Source organism: Fictibacillus phosphorivorans (assembly GCF_001629705.1).
Lineage (GTDB): Bacteria > Bacillota > Bacilli > Bacillales > Fictibacillaceae > Fictibacillus > Fictibacillus phosphorivorans_A.
This window is the reverse complement of sequence record NZ_CP015378.1, coordinates 311,289-329,479: the sequence shown is the minus strand read 5'-3', so window position 1 is coordinate 329,479 and position 18,191 is coordinate 311,289. Positions and strand designations below refer to the sequence as shown.

Annotated in this window: 18 protein-coding genes and 1 riboswitch; of the genes, 6 read left to right on the top strand and 12 right to left on the bottom strand. The window is 39.2% G+C overall.

Annotation, left to right across the window (positions count from 1 at the left end; genetic code table 11):
• Window positions 1–143: 143 nt before the first annotated feature.
• Window positions 144–1,124, bottom strand: a complete 981-nt coding sequence (locus tag ABE65_RS01780) for a spermidine synthase (RefSeq protein ID WP_082861234.1) — start codon at window positions 1,122–1,124, stop codon at window positions 144–146.
• A gap of 141 nt (window positions 1,125–1,265) precedes the next feature.
• Between ABE65_RS01780 and ABE65_RS01775 the strand changes: the two genes are divergently transcribed.
• Together ABE65_RS01775 and ABE65_RS01770 are read left to right on the top strand one after the other, a co-directional pair.
• The gene (locus ABE65_RS01775) at window positions 1,266–2,027 is read left to right on the top strand and encodes a ferritin-like domain-containing protein (protein ID WP_197480328.1); all 762 of its coding nucleotides are present in this window, start codon (window positions 1,266–1,268) and stop codon (window positions 2,025–2,027) included.
• 12 nt (window positions 2,028–2,039) lie between these two features.
• Complete coding sequence (locus ABE65_RS01770) at window positions 2,040–2,717, top strand: peroxiredoxin (protein WP_066390914.1); 678 nt, start codon at window positions 2,040–2,042, stop codon at window positions 2,715–2,717.
• A 50-nt stretch (window positions 2,718–2,767) separates the two neighbouring features.
• Here the strand turns inward: ABE65_RS01770 and ABE65_RS01765 are convergent, their stop codons facing one another.
• Complete coding sequence (locus tag ABE65_RS01765; protein ID WP_066390913.1) at window positions 2,768–3,133, bottom strand: DUF454 family protein; 366 nt, start codon at window positions 3,131–3,133, stop codon at window positions 2,768–2,770.
• Window positions 3,134–3,163: 30 nt separating this feature from the next.
• Window positions 3,164–3,646, bottom strand: coding sequence for an acyl-CoA thioesterase (locus tag ABE65_RS01760; protein WP_066390912.1), 483 nt, complete (start codon window positions 3,644–3,646; stop codon window positions 3,164–3,166).
• 155 nt (window positions 3,647–3,801) lie between these two features.
• A riboswitch (cobalamin riboswitch) is annotated at window positions 3,802–3,982 on the bottom strand.
• Window positions 3,983–4,107: 125 nt separating this feature from the next.
• Between ABE65_RS01760 and ABE65_RS01755 the strand changes: the two genes are divergently transcribed.
• Entirely contained in the window at window positions 4,108–5,235 is a 1,128-nt protein-coding gene (locus ABE65_RS01755; RefSeq protein ID WP_066390909.1) for an MGDG synthase family glycosyltransferase, read from the top strand.
• Window positions 5,236–5,652: 417 nt separating this feature from the next.
• Here the strand turns inward: ABE65_RS01755 and ABE65_RS01750 are convergent, their stop codons facing one another.
• The 8 genes from ABE65_RS01750 to ABE65_RS01715 form a co-directional block, all read right to left on the bottom strand.
• Window positions 5,653–5,865, bottom strand: a complete 213-nt coding sequence (locus tag ABE65_RS01750) for a hypothetical protein (protein ID WP_066390905.1) — start codon at window positions 5,863–5,865, stop codon at window positions 5,653–5,655.
• Window positions 5,866–5,979: 114 nt separating this feature from the next.
• The gene (locus ABE65_RS01745) at window positions 5,980–7,347 is read right to left on the bottom strand and encodes a GH1 family beta-glucosidase (protein ID WP_066390903.1); all 1,368 of its coding nucleotides are present in this window, start codon (window positions 7,345–7,347) and stop codon (window positions 5,980–5,982) included.
• A gap of 15 nt (window positions 7,348–7,362) precedes the next feature.
• The gene (locus tag ABE65_RS01740; protein WP_066399639.1) at window positions 7,363–8,139 is read right to left on the bottom strand and encodes a carbohydrate ABC transporter permease; all 777 of its coding nucleotides are present in this window, start codon (window positions 8,137–8,139) and stop codon (window positions 7,363–7,365) included.
• Between the two features lie 129 nt (window positions 8,140–8,268).
• Window positions 8,269–9,168 (bottom strand): carbohydrate ABC transporter permease, encoded by a 900-nt coding sequence (locus tag ABE65_RS01735; RefSeq protein ID WP_066390902.1) that lies wholly within the window; start codon window positions 9,166–9,168, stop codon window positions 8,269–8,271.
• Window positions 9,169–9,234: 66 nt separating this feature from the next.
• Window positions 9,235–10,545, bottom strand: a complete 1,311-nt coding sequence (locus tag ABE65_RS01730; protein ID WP_066390901.1) for an ABC transporter substrate-binding protein — start codon at window positions 10,543–10,545, stop codon at window positions 9,235–9,237.
• Window positions 10,546–10,648: 103 nt separating this feature from the next.
• The gene (locus ABE65_RS01725; protein WP_066390900.1) at window positions 10,649–11,659 is read right to left on the bottom strand and encodes a LacI family DNA-binding transcriptional regulator; all 1,011 of its coding nucleotides are present in this window, start codon (window positions 11,657–11,659) and stop codon (window positions 10,649–10,651) included.
• A gap of 141 nt (window positions 11,660–11,800) precedes the next feature.
• Window positions 11,801–13,042: a helix-turn-helix domain-containing protein gene (locus ABE65_RS01720; RefSeq protein ID WP_066390898.1), complete on the bottom strand. Its 1,242-nt coding sequence runs from the start codon at window positions 13,040–13,042 to the stop codon at window positions 11,801–11,803.
• Window positions 13,043–13,192: 150 nt separating this feature from the next.
• On the bottom strand, window positions 13,193–14,938 hold the full coding sequence (locus tag ABE65_RS01715; protein WP_231887840.1) for a M4 family metallopeptidase: 1,746 nt from the start codon (window positions 14,936–14,938) through the stop codon (window positions 13,193–13,195).
• A 227-nt stretch (window positions 14,939–15,165) separates the two neighbouring features.
• Here ABE65_RS01715 and ABE65_RS01710 point away from each other — a divergent pair, with 227 nt between their 5' ends.
• The 3 genes from ABE65_RS01710 (at window position 15,166) to ABE65_RS01700 (ending at window position 17,010) form a co-directional block, all read left to right on the top strand.
• Window positions 15,166–15,720, top strand: coding sequence for a DUF4047 domain-containing protein (locus ABE65_RS01710; RefSeq protein ID WP_066390895.1), 555 nt, complete (start codon window positions 15,166–15,168; stop codon window positions 15,718–15,720).
• A 48-nt stretch (window positions 15,721–15,768) separates the two neighbouring features.
• On the top strand, window positions 15,769–16,314 hold the full coding sequence (gene sipW, locus ABE65_RS01705) for a signal peptidase I SipW (protein WP_066399634.1): 546 nt from the start codon (window positions 15,769–15,771) through the stop codon (window positions 16,312–16,314).
• 81 nt (window positions 16,315–16,395) lie between these two features.
• The gene (locus tag ABE65_RS01700; RefSeq protein ID WP_066390894.1) at window positions 16,396–17,010 is read left to right on the top strand and encodes a TasA family protein; all 615 of its coding nucleotides are present in this window, start codon (window positions 16,396–16,398) and stop codon (window positions 17,008–17,010) included.
• Window positions 17,011–17,082: 72 nt separating this feature from the next.
• On the opposite strand, the gene ABE65_RS01695 is transcribed toward ABE65_RS01700, so the two are convergent.
• Window positions 17,083–18,183, bottom strand: a complete 1,101-nt coding sequence (locus tag ABE65_RS01695) for a threonine aldolase family protein (RefSeq protein ID WP_419471042.1) — start codon at window positions 18,181–18,183, stop codon at window positions 17,083–17,085.
• Window positions 18,184–18,191: the final 8 nt, after the last annotated feature.

Below are 18,191 nucleotides of genomic sequence, written 5' to 3'. Positions count from 1 at the left end.
TCACAAACCGTTACCAAGTTGCACAGCAAGCTACATGAATAACAAAAATAATTACCGTACAGTTTATTAGAAATGCTAATTACTCCTAATTCATAATTTTGATCATAAAAAAACACTTGTAAGTTACACAAGTGCTATTTATGTCAATTATTCAATTCTCTTCTTACAATATCTAAGAGCACGCTGTTCTGATCCGTCTGTATATCACCTTTGTTTTCAAAGTTTTTCAAGTAGTACGGTAGTTCCAACACATCCCTCAGTCTGCCTTCTGTTAAGAATGGCGTAGTTACTTTTAGTTGGATATCATCCGGCTCTAAAGGAAGGGTTGAAGCCAAGATATAACCCCAATCTACACCTGTCTTGTTCGAGAAATTGTGAAAAGGAATTGTGAAAAGACCACATTCCTTTAAGGTTTTTTCAATGCTCCACATATATTCTGGCATCAAGTTGACGGTTGAACATGCAATGGATAGAACACCGCCAGGGTTCAAGTGTTCTTTTAACTCATGGTAAAACTCTAAAGAAAATAATCCGCAGAGACTTGGGCATCGTTCAGTCGGTTCGGGTATATCTACAATGATTACGTCCCACGTATCTAGACTTTTTTCTACATAAGTTCTGCCATCTTGAATCACCGTGCTCACTTTGTGGTGATTCAAAGCTCCTTTATTAAAAGACACCAAACGATCATATCTTTTTCCGAGGTCCATCATCTCGGCATCAATATCGACTGCTATAATTTCTTCAACATTCTCATAATGTAAAGCCTCTCGTACACTGATTCCACCACCGCCACCGATGATTAAAATGCGTTTAGCATCTTTCGCTGCCGCCATCGGAACATGTACGATTACTTCTGCATACTCATTCTCATCTTGTTTCGTGCCAAACATTATTTCTCCATTGCTGTACACCCATACTTCTTCTCCGACTTCGACCAGTGCTATTTTTTGTGTAGATGTTTTAAACGTTTGAAGCACTTTGAAAGTTTGGTGAGGTCTTTGACTATCATTTATATACGGCTTAAGAGAACCGTTCCCCCATGTGATCCAATAAAAATAGACACCTGCTTCTATTATAAAAACTGCGGCTGCACCAACCGTCAGCCACATGAGCTCATCCACTATGAACACTCCTTATTTTCAACAAGCTTTATGCTTCTTTTTATTCAATCAAGGTACATGTGGTGTTGAAAAACTTGTACATAAGCAAAATTTAGGCGTCTGCATAGACTAATGCGACAATCATTTTTTGGAGGTTATCTTATGAGCTATATGAATCCACAACAGCAGCAACAAGACAGCGGACAGCAACAGAGTGATGGGCAGCAGCAAGCACTTCAACTATCTCTGCAACTCATTAAACAAGCAGTTGCTGGAGAAAGAGAAGATCGATTATTTTACGATTACTTAATTTCTGAAGCGCCTACAAACGATCAAAAATTAATTATTGCCTCTATTCGTGATGATGAGAAAAGACACAACAAGCTTTTCAGAATGATCTACAAAGATCTTACAGGCCAGGAAGTTCCACCTGAAAACGGAGAAGAGTTTCAAAAACCCAAAACTTATAAAGACGGCCTCGTCAAAGCTCTGTTTGGCGAACTAGCCGCAGTCGAGAAATATCGCGTTATTCGCCAAGGACTTCCTAATACGTATTATCGAGACATTCTTTTTAACATCATTACTGATGAGATTAAGCACAGCGCAAAGTACAACTATTTATTTACGTTAAACAGTACTTCAAGTGCTCCTCGTTCTTTTCAACAAGACCACCGAATGCCACAAACGGAGAGCTTGGCGGATCAATGGGTTTCGTACATTGATCCTCTCGTAAAAAAAGCATTACAAGAGACAGAAGAAGGTATTAACCTCACTCATCTTTATCAAGAATATATTTTATCTGGTGTTCTTGTCGGGCAAGGATTTACACCTCAACAAGCCATTGAACAAGTAGAGGAGTGGGAAAAAACAGGAGAGTCTCAGTTATTGAAAAAGAGTAAGGTGATGGGAAACCAAGGAAGATAGGAGAAGAGAGGGATGGAATCTACACAAACATTTTCAAAGCCTTTTATTGGCGATCAATTTCCGGAGATGACGGTTCATACAACCCTTGGGGATCTTGTCCTTCCAACAAGTTATCAAGGTCATTGGTTTGTCCTCTTTAGTCATCCAGGTGACTTTACACCCGTGTGTACAACAGAGTTTGTCGCGTTCCAAAAGCTCATGCCTGAGTTCACCAAGCTCAACACTTACTTAATCGGATTATCAGTTGAACAAGTATATTCCCATATAAAATGGATCGAATGGATACAGCAGAATTTGAAAGTAGAGATTACTTTTCCGATTATTGCGGATAGTCTTGGAAGGATTGCTACTAGACTTGGAATGATCCATCCTACGATGGGAACAAGAACGGTCAGAAGTGTTTATATCGTAGATCCAACAGGCAAGATTCGTCTTATACTGACGTATCCCGAGAATGTAGGCCGGAATATCAACGAGATTCTAAGAGCCGTTAAGGCGTTGCAGACAGCAGATCGAAATAAAGCAGCAACACCCGCAAACTGGCCGAAAAACGAACTAGTCGGAGACCGTCTGATCGTTCCAGCGCCTACAACCATACAAGAGGCAAAGAAACGAGCAGAACAAGCACAAAGTGGAGAGATTGAATGCTACGATTGGTGGCTATGTACAAAGCCAATACATGATAGATAGAAAGAGCAGCCTTTGATTAGGCTGCTCTTTTTAAGTTCACACATTTTTCTTTATGCCGTTTTAATCTTGACGATAAAATAGTAATACTTGTACATCACAACAAGAATTAAGATCACTCTTGCGACCATGCTGTCAGTAAGGATAAAAGTGATCAAAATCATTGAGTCTGAAAACAGACTGATCATGATCTTTTTCTTTTTAGTAAGCGAGCGATTTCTTACAAAATCGTCTAGATGTTTTTTATAAATGTCGGTTCCTTTAAACCACACTTCAAACTTTTTTGAACCCTTCACGAAAAAATAAGACGCGAGTAATAAGAGAGGTGTTGTAGGAAGCAACGGCAACACAATTCCAATCACGCCTAAACCAAGGAAAAAGAACCCCAACAATACAAATATGATATTTTTTATTTTCATTGGAATTCTCACTTCCTTTCCTTTTCAAACTCAAACCGTACCGTTCACGTTTTTATATAACAAACGCCGTTCTTTCCTCAGTGAAGCTCCTTTAAAGAGTGCTTCTTCCTCTTCTGTCTCAGGAATAACACTTGGTACCGGAAACGGCTTACCGTTTTGATCGATAGCGACCATCGTTAAGATCGATGTGGTATTCAGCGTTCTATTTCCCGTCTCTAGATTTTGACACTCTACTTTTACGTAAACTTCCATCGACGTTCTTCCGGTTGAGATCACGACACCTTCTAATATGAGGATGTCTCCCACTTTCGCTGACGATAAGAAGTTTACATTATCAATGGATGCGGTGACAACCACTTTCTTGCTGTGCTTCATGGCGGCAATCGCTGCAATCTCATCAATGTACGATAAAACCGTACCACCGAATATCGTTCCCATGTGATTCGTGTCAGGCGGCAATACCAACTTTGTTTGAATCGTTCTTGAGACGTTTGCTGATAACTGCTGTTCCATACCATACCCTCTTTTCTGAAGCTTGAAAGCTCCTGTTTTTTTGAGGGAGTTAGCGAACAAAGAAAAATACCCATCACGAAAGACGGGTACGTAAGAATACATAACAGAATCATCTATTAAATATCCCTCGTCCTATCTTCCCAACTCCCGAAGAAGATCAACGCTATAAAGATGGCAGGTCTCCTGACTCGTGCATCAGCCTACTCTAAGCCCTTCCCGTCAGATAGACAGTGGTTTTGCTTATTTCGTCAGCACTTACAGTTGCGGGTACAGTCCTGGCCTCACACCAGATTCCCTATTAAGTCTGCAACAGACACCATAATTATCGGATCTTATGAAATTTTGAATCTATCTTATTGTATCATTAAAAATTTCTCATTTTACAAAACATTCTTTTCTTCTTCATATTGCGTTTAAAATTCCCTGCTATGCTTTTATTAAAAGACTGGGGAGGTTTTCTAATGATACGTCCAACAGCATTAATCCTTACAGCAAACTATGGCAGCGGCCATGTTCAAGTCGCTAATGTCCTTGCTGAAGAACTAAAAAGCAAAGGATTTCAACCTGTCTTATCAGATTTATTTGGGGAAGCTCACCCCATCATGTCCCAAGTCACACAATCCATATTTATCAAAAGCTTTTCACACGGCTCTTCTTTTTATAAATGGTTTTATTATGGCACAAACAAATTGAATGCCAACACGATTACACAATTTTCTCGGTATTTAGGAAGAAAAAGATTCTTAGAATTGATCAATGAACACCAACCCCGATTTGTGATCACAACCTTTCCCCTTCATGCTGCTCCATTCCTTATAAAAAAATCACGGTTCAATATTCCCATCTATACCGTGATCACAGATTATTTCGCTCATCCTTTTTGGATCAATCCATCGATTGACCACTATTTTGTTGCCTCCGATTCAGTCAAAGACGGACTGGTCAATCATGGTGTGGATAAAAATAAAATAACAGTAAGTGGCATCCCTATCCGTTCAGACTTTTACCGTCCGATTAATAGAGAAGACGTATTTACTGAATACGGAGTTACGCCAAGTAGTCGTGTAGTTACGATTTTAGCTGGTGCTCAAGGTGTGCTAAAAAACGTTAAGGTGCTCGCACAACGTTTGCTGAAAGATCCTTCATTGCGGGTGATTGTCGTTTGTGGTAAGAACAAAACGTTGTACGAAAAGTTAAAACCGCTTGCTGAACAATATTCAGGCTCATTCCAATTATATGGTTACGTAGAGAAGCTTCATGAGATTTTAAATATCTCACATTGCGTAGTAACAAAACCAGGCGGAATCTCTATTACTGAGGCTGCCGCTGTAAGAGTCCCCCTCCTCCTTTATAAGCCAGTTCCTGGTCAAGAAGGAGAAAATGCTAAGTATTTTAAAGAAAAAGGCGCTGCATTTGTCGTTCATACTGTAGATGAAATCGTGAGAAATGTTCAGAAGTTATTTGAGAACGAAACTTTGCTGAGTAGCATGCAGAGAAGTTTAGAGCTCATTCACCATCCTCACTCTTCCTCAATAATAGCTGATTATGCTGTGGAAGAAGTACAAGAGCTGTCTCATGTAACACGTTAGTTTTTTAGGTCTCGTAAAGAAGTTAGCAAATATTTTATGAAGATATAAAATGACGGTGCAGAACTAAACTGCTTGGATGAAATGCTTTAACGATTTGGACATAATAGCCTTTTAAGTGCTCGCAAACCTGGTTCTTACTTATACCAGGAGGGGTATAACTCCTATTAATTCGAGAACTATGTGAAATAATCCTAGAAATTTTGGATTTATTCCGGCGAATTTTTACTATATTCCAGCGAGTTTCGGCCATATATCTGCGAGTCGACATAACTCGACAAGTATACATCGGCCCTATACCCTCCACCTTAACCTCGCAATGCAAAGTTAACTCGTTCACGCACTCAATCTATATAAACACTTCAAACAAATAAACGGGCAGATTCGCTATCATCAGCGATTCTGCCCGTTCTAAATACTTCAATCTTCTTTAGCACCATCTTCCGCAATTGCCCGAAGGTCTGCATAGAAAAAATCATCATTGCATAAAGGGGAATGTTCCTTTTTATTATCATAGCTCTCAACGATTTCCTTCAATTCACCCGTATCACCTTTTGCATTGATGATCTCTACTAACTCATTCATTCCGTCTGATGTTTCTTCATCGATTCGTTTCTCATTCTTATCCTTCATGTCTATCCCTCCTATACGTTTTTAGCTTCTCCACTCAGGAAAATTTTACACAAAACAAAAAAGTCCCTAATCTATGTCAGGGACTTCAATGGTTATTATTATCTTAAAAATAAATTAGCTTACTGAGATGGTGTCCGTCTCTTTGTTGCTGTTATTCGTTCCTCTGTTCTTCACGATCTCCGCATAACGGTATGCGCTATCTTTCCAGATTCGCTCTTGAGAATCAAAGTCTACATAGATGATTCCAAATCGTTTGTCATAGCCGAAGCTCCACTCAAAGTTATCCATGAGAGACCATAGGTAGTACCCTTCAATATTCATCCCTTCATCGTTCAGATCAGAAACTGCTTGAAGATGCTTTTCGATATAATCCACACGTCCATGGTCGTGGACGCGTCCGTTCTCTAGGACGTCATCAAACGCTGCACCGTTCTCTGTAATATAGATAGGAAGATCTGTATACTCTTGTCTCAGCCTTCTGATCAGATCCTTAAACTCTTCTGGCGCGATATCCCAGCCCATGCCGGTTTTCTCATAATCAGAATGAGCCCCTCTATGTAAGAAGTCATTCGCTGCAGAGAACTCAACAATGCCTCGACTATAGTAGTTGATGCCAAAGAAATCACAAGACGTTGAGATGATTTCCATATCTCCTGCTTTAATAAAATCATACGAATGTACGTATTTAGAGAACAAGTTCATCATATCAACAGGGTACTGTCCTTTAAAAACAGGATCTAAGAACCAGCGATTGGAATAACCGTCAGCATTATTCGCTGCAAGCTGATCGTTCGCAGAATCGGTTTTTGCATAGATCGGGGAAAGGTTTAACGTAATACCGATCGGCGTTTTGGATTGAAGCTCGTTCTTTAAATATTGTACAGCTTTTCCGTGAGAAAGAAGCATGTGGTGTACCGCTTTAACCGCTTCATCCATGTTCGTATGTCCAGGTGCGTGAAATCCTTGATGATAACCTAGGAAACCGGCACACCACGGTTCGTTATGCGTAATCCAAGAATCAACCTCGGCATCAAGCTCTTGAAAGCAGACTTTCGCTAAATCCATAAACCAATCTACTGACTCGCGGTTTACCCATCCGCCCTCTTCATGAGCCCATAGTGGAAGATCCCAGTGATAAAGCGTGATCGCAGGTTTGATTCCTTCTTCACGTAAACGCTTTGTTAATTTTTTGTAGAAGTCCATTCCCTCTGCATTCAAAACACCCTTTTCAGGAAAAATACGAGGCCAGGAAACTGAGAAGCGATACGTTTCTACGCCAAGCTTCTTAATCTGCTGAATATCTTCTTCAAACCGGTAGTAATGATCACACGCTACGCTTCCATTATGCTGTTGATATACTTTTCCAGGGGTATCACAGAATGTATCCCAGATTGAAAGTGTTCGGCCGCCTTCAAGTCGAGCTCCCTCAATTTGATAAGAAGATGTTGCTGTACCAAAGACGAATGACTTATTAAAATGCATAATTGTTTCTCTCCTCTATTCTTTGATAGAACCTGCTGAAATGCTGTTGACGATATATTTTGATAAAAATAGAAAAGCTACCATGATCGGTACCACGGAGATTGCGATTCCTAAGTACATAGACCCCAAGTTTTGAGCTACTTGTGACCCTTTTAAGAAGCCCATCAATACAGGAAGTGTGAACTTTTCAGGTGAGAATAAGACCACTAACGGCATGATGTAGTTGTTCCAAGACCCGATAAACGTAAAGATAGACATCGTCGCGATCGCAGGCATCATGATTGGAATCGCGATCGTATGAAAGATTTTAAATTCACTTGCACCATCGATTCGTGCTGCCTCAATTAAACTTGGATGCAGCGTTGTTAAAATGTACTGGCGCAAAAAGAACACCACGAAAGGACTTGCTGCAGCTGGGATGATTAACGGAATATACGTGTCTAATATCCCTAAGTTTTTACAAAGTTCATAAAATCCAATTAACCCTAACTGGCCAGGGACCATCATCATAACTAACATGAAAACGAACATCGCATTCTTACCTTTAAACACGTAGAACGCAAATCCATAAGCTGTTAACGCTGAAAAGTAACCCGACAATAACGTCACGAGAACGGAAATAATTAAGCTGTTCTTAAAACCCGCCCAAATATTGATATAGCTCATCATCGTTTGATAGTTTTCAACGATCGCACTGCCAGGAATCAAGGTGAAACCTGAGAGGATTGCTTCATTTGAACGTGTAGCGTTCACAAGCATCATTAAGAACGGAATGAAGCACAGAATTGCCATAACGATCAATACGGTATAGATCAGAAGTTTTGGTATACTGATTTTCCGCTTCGGCTTCGTTTCTATGACACTTTTCTTTCCAACAGAATTCGAGAGGCTATTATCTACGGCTGTTTTTCCTATCATGCTTTACACCTGCCTTGGTTGTTTACGTTCTTTCCCATACATCCCTTTAAAGATAAAAGCAGAGAAGATGAGCGTTATAACAAATAATCCGTATGCGACTGCTGCAGCATATCCGTAGTTGTTATACTTGAAGGCTTGATTGTATAAATAGAGCACCATCGTATTCAATGAGCCATCTGGTGATCCTATTCCATCTGTTAAAAGCATCGGTAGATCAAACAATTGAAGACCTCCAATGAGCGAGGTAATCATGATATAAAGCAGGATAGGCTTTAGTAGCGGAATCGTAATCTTAGAAAACGTCTGCCAGCGATTTGCACCATCGATCAATGCTGCTTCGTAGTAGTCTTTCGATATACCTGATACACCTGCCATCACAACGATAAAAGAGTGGCCAAACCACATCCACGTTAGAATCAATGAGATGGATAACTGTGCACTCGTTGGCTCGTTTAGCCAGTTGATCGGATCTGAAATGATTCCTAGCTTCATTAACATCATGTTTAATGATCCGTGCTGCCAATCTAGTAAGATCCCGAACAGTAGAGCAACCGAGCTGATGGTGATTAAATTGGGCAGATAAAAGATCGCTCGAAAAAATGCGATACCTTTTAACTTCACTCTCATATCTGAAAAGATCATAGCTAGGATAAGAGCAAGTCCCATCTGAAGCGCGAAGTTTACACCCCAAATCTTCCATGTGTTAAAGAAGGCTTCTACAAAATAAGTGTCTGTGAGGAGTCTTTTATAGTTTGCTAGACCTACTAATTGGGCCTCACCACTACCTGTATAATTGGTAAAGCTATAATAAAAGGTTAGGGCGACCGGATATATACTGAACACTAAGAAGACGAGCCAAAACGGAGCAATAAAAAAATAGCCATAACGGTTTAAATTTTTCATCTCTCCTCCCCCTTTCAAAAGATAGGTCAGTGGCGAGAAAAAGTTTCCCGCCACCGTCCATAAAGCTTATTTTTTCGGTACTTTTATGTCTGGGTATGCATTTTGTGCTTTTTGATAGAACTCATTAATAGCTTCTTTTTTAGATTTCTTACCTGTTACATATTGCTGCACGGCATTTCCGTATAGCGTATCTAACTGTTGATCGTACTTTGTTACGATTCCAGGTGTGATCTTAGTAGATTGATCTAGGAAGAATTGATAGTTGTTCTGTCCACCTAAGAATTTGTCACTAAAATCGTCTTTAATAGAATCGGTTACTGGTAGATAAGAGAGAACATCTCCTGTTTCTTTACTCCAAGATGTTAAGAACTCATCATCCTGCGTCATCATTTTTACAAATTTATAAGCAAGTTCTTTGTTATCTGACTTGTTGTAAACTCCAAGCCATGTTCCACCCCAGAAATAAGGGCTAGGACCGCTTGTTACTGCCCAGTCCCCAACAGATTCTTTAACGTTCGTTTTCAGAACGCTATGTAATCCCCATGTAGGAAGAACATATGAAAATACTTGTGTTTCTTTTTCCTTGCCACCTTCTTTTACCTTGATCGGCTTATCCATGCCTTCAAACCAAGATGGTGACCATTCAGGTGCTAGAGCTGTGTATTGATTATCACGAAGCTTTTTCGAGTAATCCATGTACTCCATTTTTTCTTCTGTAAGCTGAAGCTCATTCTTGTCGTTTACCCAAGGTTGAGGATTATCTCCTTGTGTGAACCAACGGATCGCGCCTTCATCTGGAAACATGCTATAGCCTTTTGACTTCATCTTTTCTGCTACTTCAAAAACCTTATCCATCGAGCCCATCATCTCTCCAACTTGAGTTGGATCGTCTGTTCCTAATACTTCTTTTGCAATGCTTCGCTTATAATAGATGCCTCCAGGCGTTGTTTGCCAAGAAAGTGCGCGTACATCGCCATCTTTATCTTTACCAAGGTCAAATACATAAGGTACATACTTATCAGAAAGTTCATCAGCGTTATAAGGTTTCTCAGATAAGTTCTCCCAATAACCTGCATCTACCCATTGTTTCAAGAATGCGATTTCACCCGTAAATACGTCAGGCGCTCCAACACCACTCTCAAGTACAGGCTTTAACTTTGTCGGGTAGTCAGCTATCGGAACGATCGTTAATTCCACTTTTACACCGTTCTTTTCCTCGAATGTTTTGATCGGTTTCTTTAACTCATCTGTAAACGACCAAATTCTTAAATCAACATCTTTTTTTCCATTACCTGAAGTCTTTGAATCACTTGAACAACCTGCAAATAATCCCACCAACAAAATAGCTACCAAAAAGATACTTAACTTCCTTTTCATTTACAAACCCCTTCCTTCTTTAAAGTTTATAGAGCGAAAGCGCTTTCGTTTTGTTTCAAAATAAATATTCGAAACCGCTTTCGAATTATACTAAAAAAATTTTTTATTTTTTGGGTGCGCATGATTCACGAATAATTAATTCGACTGGAATGCGCTTGGATGTGATCAATTTTTTCTTTTGTATAATCTGTTTCATCAGCAACTTCGCGGCTTGATACCCGATCAAATCCGTGTCCTGCTTAATCGTTGTTAACTTCGGTGTGATATATGCAGCCATTTCAATATCATCATAACCGATGATTGAAATATCTTCAGGAACGCTTAAGCCCTTCTCTTTTATGGCCTCAATGGCACCGATTGCCATATGATCTCCTGCAACAAATACGGCTGTAGGTACATCTTCTAGCATCAATAGTTTTTCCATAGCTACTCTACCTTCATCGATGGAGAACAATCCACCATTGATCAGATAGCCATCTTGAATGGGCAGTTTCAACTCATCCATCGCCTTTTTAAATCCTTTAATTCTCTCTGCTCCTGCATCCGTTAAAGCATCGCCAGCGATATGAGCGATCTTTGTATGACCAAGTGAATGCAAGTAATTTACTGCGAGCTTTCCACCTTCAATATTATCCGAAAAGACAAGACTGCAGTTCTGTTTGTTCATATCTATAACAACGATAGGAATCGTGCTGTTTATCATCTCTTGTACTTGCGGATCTTGTGGGTCACTACAGATTACTACTATGCCATCAACAGCACGGTAAGAAAAGTGTTCCAAATAGCTGATGTCCCGATTACGCAGATTTCTTGAAGCAAAGATTAGATCATATCCCTCTCGTTCTGCATTCTTTCTAAAGCTTTCTATTATGGCACTAAAGAAAGGATGCTTCATGCCGACTTCATTCGACTCAGAAAACATCACACCAATCGTCCAAGACTTTTTGGTTGAGAGCGATTGAGCATGTGCGTTAGGAAGATATCCCATTTCTTCAACTGCTTGCAGAATTTTCTGCTTCGTTTTTTCACTCACATCAGAGTAATTATTGAGTGCTTTTGAGACAGTTGTCGTTGAAAAACCCGTCTTTTTTGCAATATCATAGATTGTAGCCATTGTTATCTCCTCTTTACCGAAAGCGCTTTCGTTAATGAAATTATAACTGACGCAAAAATAACTTTCAATATAAATTTTCTAACTTTTTTGAACAAAAAAAGACAGGGGATTAAATATCCAACCTATCCTGCATGACTTATCTTATTCTCTAGATAAAAACAGTGCGGAGATTTCGATCGCCTTCTCGTACTGCTTCGTATCTGCATAAAAGTGATATAGTTGCTTTCCAAACTTATCAACCCTACTGAATTGGTTGTGAGCTTGAAAAAATGGCAGAGCTATATTTTCTAAGTAACTAAAATAAGGCTCTGTCTCGCCCTTTATAATAAATAAGTGCAGTTGAAACAAGTGCAGATATAAAGGGTGGTTTAACATCCTCGCTGCTGATAATCCTTCTTCTGCACTTTTTAAATTCTGCTTTTGAGACTGAAGTTTACCATCAATACTATTGTCCAAATAATTATACAATCGGTTTAAATAAATGGCTGTTTTTTTATCAGCCATCTTTAGCGCTTTCAGGTAATAGATATGGGCATTCTTATAATCTTTTCTTTTAAAGAATTCCAATCCTAAATTATGTAGCAGCATTCCGATAATACCCATTTCGTTTAACGTTTCACTATCCTGAATCAATTGTAGGTAACGGTTAACTTTTTGTTCAAAATCATGTTGTGTTGCACATTCTATTTGAAGCAACATGACTGATTCTGCTTGTATGGCTCTAGAGAAGTTGTTGTTTCTCTTAAAATAGTCCACTGCTTTTTTTGCATTGATATATGCCATCGTTTTGGATTCAACCCATTGATAAGCCATCGCTAAATGATAACAGTATTCTTCATTTCCATAGGAGGTTCGATCAATTGTACTCAAGAGCTCGATTGCCTTCTTACGATTCTCAACATGAAAATTATTGTACTTCTGCAAATAATAAATTCCCTTTACATGCTTATACATGTTGTCCTCATATGGGTTCAGGTGTTCCGTTTTTATTCGCTTTAAAACCTCTGCTGCTTTTTGTGGTTCTTTTTTCAAAAGAAAATAGCGAACAAGCACCAACTGATACAATGCTGCATGTTTTGAGGATTGAACAATAGGAAATTGATCTAATTCAGTTTTTGTCTTTTCTACTTCTTTCATCCTTTGCATGATAATAGAGTTATGCCATTGATGGAGTTTCTTCTCCATATCTTGAAAGAACTGCATCTCCTTCTGTATATCGATATTTAGTCGTTTTGAGAATAACGCAATAATCTCCGTTGAATACTTTGTCTGCCCCCGCTCAATTTTACTAACATGTGTTGTCGTACAGATATCTTTGCCCAGCTGCTCTTGAGAAAGTCCTCTTCTTTTACGATAAAATTTTATAATTTCTCCCTCAATCATATGTGTCTCTCCTCATGAACAAATGTTTAATGATAAAAGTTTCTTTCAAAATCATTTTTTCCCTTCTAAAGTCATGTTTTTAAGTCCTAATACCTACTGTTTTCCCATAAAAAATCCACGAAAGAATACTCTCTCGTGGATCATACTGACTTATTGAGCCGTAACTCCAACCGCATCGTATGCTGCGATTACAGCTTTTGTTTCGGCAGATGGAGCTCCATTACGATCTGGATAAAGATCTCGAGCGGATTGAATCGCTGCCTCACGCATTTCTTTGAATCCGGATGAAGGTACAAGATAGGTCGTTAAAGCACGGTAGTAGATTTTCTCTGTTTTTGAACGTGTAATACCCGTAACTTTAACTCCGTGATGCTCTCCTCCCTCAGAGATGAGATAAGCTGCTTTATTGTTGATGGAGCTGTTAATATGAACCCCACCCTTATCCAGCTCGCCTAGGTAACGATCTTCATAATGATCAGGGTATGCATTATCCTTTAATCCATAAGCTGCAGAAAGCTTTCTGGATTTAGGATTGCTCATAGAACGAAGTCCGCCATCACCTGGTACGTTTGGTGTGTAAATATCTTCACCTAATTCCCACTCAGATGGACTTGTTAATCCGTGTGAATGCATCTCAGACAATGCACCGAAGATATCAGCCAGGGATTCATTAATAGCACCAGACTCTCCTTGGTAAGTAAGGTTTGCGGTCTTAGAGATTACTCCATGTGTCATCTCATGACCTGCAACATCCATCGCACCAGCTAATGAACTAAACAGAATACCGTCACCATCTCCATAGAGCATCTGTTTTCCGTTCCATGCTGCATTGTTCCATTTAGAACCAATGTGTACGGTGCTTACAATTGGCATCCCATTTCCATCAAGACTATTTCTTTTATGAATATTTTGGTAATACGTATTTACTTTGACCGAGTTCGTATGTGCTGAAACCGCTGCCGGATCTGCAAAGAAAGAGGTGCCAGTCTCTACTTCAAAACCTGAGAAGCCAAAAAGTCCGGATAGTAAGATGAAAGGTGTTTCACCCATGCGGTTCGCTTTGTACGTATGAACCGGTACTATGTTAGGGTTCGTCGTTGTGCCCCCTCCAATTGCTGCACCGTGTAGATAGCTTTTTCCTGAGACATTATCTTTTACAGCGATAAAGTTTTGAACTTTACCGAATAAATCCAATCCTCTTCCCGTAATCGGTGCGACTACTGGAGCATCCGCTTCATGTACCGCGTTAAAATGATCAACGATCTCACCCGTCGTTGCATCTATAAAATAGTGATAAAACCCAGGTGCAGGAACAGAAGTAGAAACTTTAACTAAGTACGTTAAGTAGTTTCTTCCTTCATGCGGATAGATCGTTAATTCTGTGTCAACGCCGTCATACTGCTTAACTTCTCCAATCTCAGCAACTATTTGCTCTTTAACCGTTCTTTCTGCATCTTCTTTCGTGATGGATGGATCTGTAGAAATGATAGATCGACTTAATTTTTGAGTCACCTTCCCAAATGACGCATACACATTATTGTTTGCGTCCAACGCAACGGTTTGTCCACTGCCGTAGATCGGAATGCCATTGTATTGCTCAACAGTTCGCACGTGGTATGTATTTGTGCTACTATCAGCAAACTCTTTTACGATTTTAAACTGCTCACCTATTGTAGATGCTGATTTCGCTCCAACCTCGGAAACGACCTGTGATTGAAGATACGCTTTAACGATTTCTGCTTTACTCAACCCTTCAGGAGCTTGGAATAAAACAGTTGAAGAATTTGCAAGTGCATTGGATCCAGGTAATGAAAAACCTCCAAATGTTACGGACAATGCTAGAACTGCTGGGATTACCACTTTTTTGTTCAATCGTTTTTGTCTTTTCTTTTTCAAGCCATTCACCTCTTCATCAAATTGTGCTTCCGGAATAATTTCAATTATTAAGAACATTTCAAAAGTGGTCAATTGGGTTAATTTTTACTCAGTTTTTCAAGAGGTAATAGCGTTTGGAGGCTATTTTCGACAAAAAATGTCTATATTCTATCGATAAATTAACCCAATAACAATCTCGAACACATTCTGTAATAATAGGGTCAAATCACTAGACGAGGAGGGCTGATATGAAAGGCAAGCTTCATAGAGGAGCTATTGTGTTGGGGCTATGCTCTCTATCTTTTTATTGTAGTGCTCAAATTACCGGTCAAACCGAAGCAGCTTTTTCAGACCAAGCTCAAATTAAACCGGTGGAACTTTCAGCTGCAGTTGTTTTTCCAGACACGGTGGAAAGCCTTAACGATAAGGCTAAAATCATTTATTCAAGAATAATCTCACTATACAAAACCCTTCCGAACGCTGCCGATGATGCAAGTTTACAGAAGCTAAAACAAACCATTGAGGAAATTACAGGATTAGAACAAACACTTTACTCACTACTCCGTGATTTTGAAGACATACATAATGAGCTCTTAAACTATGAGCAGCAGGTGAAGAAACTAGATTCAAAGACATACCAATTTGTCTATAAAGGTTGTAATGAGACAACCGAATTGAGCAAAAAATTAAAAACGACAGTGGACCTACAATCTATTAAACAATTACACCATTCTATTGAAGCTCGTATTAACAAGTTAGAAGATGATGAAGAAGAAATGTTTGAAGAGCCTATTAGTCAGTAGAGGTGAAGAATACTGATGATCTTATACAAAACGAAGGAGAAACAAAACATGACGAAAAAACTGTTGAAATTCACAACTAAACTAGCAAGCACCTCTTTTATTGTGTTGCTCATCTTACTTGCTTTTATCATCCTATCGTCACGTGTCTCAGGATCAGAACCTTCCGTTTTTGGTTATCAAATTAAAGCGGTATTATCGGGATCGATGGAGCCTATCTTTCAAACAGGATCTATCATCTCTATTAAACAGGCAGACGATACCACCACTTTTAAAAATGGCAATATTATCACGTTTCAAATGGATGATAAGTTGATTACTCATAGAATTATCGATGTTGAATATAAAAACGGACAAATTTTCTATCGCACAAAAGGGGATAACAATGACGGACCTGATATGTGGTCGGTTCCTTCAAATGATGTAATTGGAAGTTACTCAGGATTTACAGTTCCATATATCGGATATGCCTTAAATGTGACTCAATCTAAGGAAGCATCTGCTCTTTTGTTATTTATTCCTGGGTTCTTATTATTTAGTTCAGCTGTTTTTTCTATCGTAAAAGCAGCTAGAAAATTAGATGTGGGAAAAGCATAAATTTTGGTTAGCTCTCTATGTATATAACCATACATACGAGTTTAATAAATCTAGATTACATATCTATGGAGGTTGAGAAGAATGGGGTTTACGAAGACAATTAGCAAAGGCGTTATGACAGCTGCACTAGGATTATCTTTAATGGGAGGAGGAACGTTCGCTTACTTTAGTGACACGTTCGAAACGAAAAACACTTTCGCTGCAGGTACGTTAGATCTTTCCATCAATCCAAACGCTGTGGTTAACATTGATAATATTAAACCTGGCGATGAAGTGTACCGTGAATTTACGTTTGAGAATAAGGGATCTCTAGACATCTATCAAGTACTACTAGATACAAAGTATTCCGTTGAAGATGCAAAATCAGATAATACGGATGATCTGGCAAACCATATTAAGGTAACCATCATGTACAACACGAGCAGCGCAACTGTACCTGTTGTTGAGACAACATTGGCAGAGCTAAAAGAAAAACAACCTGATCTTACCGCAATTGATGAATTTGTTGGCACAACACAGCGTCCGGATGGTATTCCTCCAGGTGAGAAAGAAAAAATGTTCGTATTGTTCCAGTTCGTAGATAATGGCGAAGATCAAAACCAGTTCCAAGGAGACAAGCTTAAAGTGGATTGGACGTTCAACGCGAAACAAGCTCCAGGTGCTTATAACGACGATACAGATCCAGAGAATAACTAAATTTCAGAACAAGCTAGAACTGCTAAGATTAGCAGTTCTTTGCTGTTCTATCCTAAATTACAACGCTATTAATTATACTAAAGTTCTTGTCTTCAACTTCTTATTCAGCACTGTGAACGTCTTTTTCAAATTATTATTAGGTACTTCTAGATAATTGTCACCTAGACTTACCTCAAAGAAACAACGATTCTCACCATTCTCGCGAAGATGTCCTGTTAATCCAACTCCACTCTCACCATAAGTGTCTGCCAAAATGCATTCCATTTCATGTTTTGGTGCCTGAATGTGAACATGAAACATGTTTGAAACAGGAGTTATCGGAAGCGTGCATACACCTTCACACTCGTTATAGAGCGCAGCTAACTCCTTTGCTCCCTTATAATACTCTTCCATTTTTCCAACCCGCTGATCAAAATAAAAATCTGCGCTTAAGATATATGGATAAAGACTGATCAAATCACCGCCATGACGTCTTTTCCAAACCTTTGATTTCTCAGCAAAGTCTTTTGGCCCTGCTAAAATTGCACCTGCGACTCCACCAATCCCTTTGTAAAAAGAAACATAAACACTATCAAAAATAGCACAAACTTCAGCGGCTGTCTTTTCATAAAAGGGCAGAATTTCAAACAGTCTTGCTCCATCAAGATGAAGTTTAATTCCTTTTTCTCTGCAGTAATCAGAAATCCCCTGTAATTCTTCGAAAGTCGGCAGCTGCCCCCCGATCTCTCGCTGAGGAAGTTCCAGTAGTAAACAAGAAACGTCTTCCTTCATGTTGACTACGTCATCCATTTTAATGATTTTATTAGGGTCACTAAGCAGCACAGGTTCAATGTGGTGAAGTTCTTTCAAACCATCTTCTTCGTGAATTTCCAAGTGGCATAAGGGATGGTACGCAACTTTTTGAATTCCTTTTTCATCACACCAAATACGCATAGCGATTTGCTGAGCCATCGTCCCACTCGGGAAGAATACAGCAGATTCTTTTCCTAAATAAGCGGCCATCTTTTCTTGAAAGCTATCAATGATGTGACCGCTGCCGTACATATCACTTTCTTCCTGGCCTGTTTGGTTTGAAAGAGAATCTAACAGGACAGACACATCTCTTTTTCCGTGTCCGGTTACTTGGTATTTTGCATTTTTATAGGCGTCTAGTAATGTGTTTTGCTTTTCCAACATAACAA

Bases quoted from the DNA above. Each gene is read 5' to 3' on its own strand.
- ABE65_RS01760 (WP_066390912.1), bottom strand. From the start codon at position 3,646: ATGGAACAGCAGTTATCAGCAAACGTCTCAAGAACGATTCAAACAAAG.
- ABE65_RS01730 (WP_066390901.1), bottom strand. From the start codon at position 10,545: ATGAAAAGGAAGTTAAGTATCTTTTTGGTAGCTATTTTGTTGGTGGGA.
- ABE65_RS01765 (WP_066390913.1), bottom strand. From the start codon at position 3,133: ATGAAAATAAAAAATATCATATTTGTATTGTTGGGGTTCTTTTTCCTT.
- ABE65_RS01735 (WP_066390902.1), bottom strand. From the start codon at position 9,168: ATGAAAAATTTAAACCGTTATGGCTATTTTTTTATTGCTCCGTTTTGG.
- ABE65_RS01725 (WP_066390900.1), bottom strand. From the start codon at position 11,659: ATGGCTACAATCTATGATATTGCAAAAAAGACGGGTTTTTCAACGACA.
- ABE65_RS01770 (WP_066390914.1), top strand. From the start codon at position 2,040: ATGGAATCTACACAAACATTTTCAAAGCCTTTTATTGGCGATCAATTT.
- ABE65_RS01745 (WP_066390903.1), bottom strand. From the start codon at position 7,347: ATGCATTTTAATAAGTCATTCGTCTTTGGTACAGCAACATCTTCTTAT.
- sipW (WP_066399634.1), top strand. From the start codon at position 15,769: ATGACGAAAAAACTGTTGAAATTCACAACTAAACTAGCAAGCACCTCT.
- ABE65_RS01710 (WP_066390895.1), top strand. From the start codon at position 15,166: ATGAAAGGCAAGCTTCATAGAGGAGCTATTGTGTTGGGGCTATGCTCT.
- ABE65_RS01740 (WP_066399639.1), bottom strand. From the start codon at position 8,139: ATGGCAATTCTGTGCTTCATTCCGTTCTTAATGATGCTTGTGAACGCT.
- ABE65_RS01750 (WP_066390905.1), bottom strand. From the start codon at position 5,865: ATGAAGGATAAGAATGAGAAACGAATCGATGAAGAAACATCAGACGGA.
- ABE65_RS01720 (WP_066390898.1), bottom strand. From the start codon at position 13,042: ATGATTGAGGGAGAAATTATAAAATTTTATCGTAAAAGAAGAGGACTT.
- ABE65_RS01700 (WP_066390894.1), top strand. From the start codon at position 16,396: ATGGGGTTTACGAAGACAATTAGCAAAGGCGTTATGACAGCTGCACTA.
- ABE65_RS01755 (WP_066390909.1), top strand. From the start codon at position 4,108: ATGATACGTCCAACAGCATTAATCCTTACAGCAAACTATGGCAGCGGC.
- ABE65_RS01775 (WP_197480328.1), top strand. From the start codon at position 1,266: ATGAGCTATATGAATCCACAACAGCAGCAACAAGACAGCGGACAGCAA.